We start from the raw sequence: 232 nt of genomic DNA on the forward strand, positions 1-232 counted from the left end.
TCCTCGGTGTTCTTCGTGCTTGCCGTGGGGGCGCTGATTTTCCGGGGCTTGAACCTGGGGGTCGATTTCACCGGCGGCACGGTCATGGAGGTGGCCTATCCGAGCGCCGCCGAGCTGCCGAAGATCCGGGAGACCCTGAGCCGCGCCGGCTTCGGCGACGCCGTCGCCCAGACCTTCGGCACCGCCCGGGACGTGTTGATCCGGCTTCCGGTACGGGAGGGAGTCACCTCGG

Annotated in this window: 1 pseudogene; it reads left to right on the forward strand. The window is 69.0% G+C overall.

Annotation, left to right across the window (positions count from 1 at the left end):
* Positions 1 to 232 (forward strand): annotated as a pseudogene (locus ACTFO6_RS20030) (protein translocase subunit SecF); the annotation flags it as partial.

This window comes from Pelomicrobium sp. G1 (genome assembly GCF_051905455.1).
GTDB lineage: Bacteria > Pseudomonadota > Gammaproteobacteria > Burkholderiales > UBA6910 > Pelomicrobium.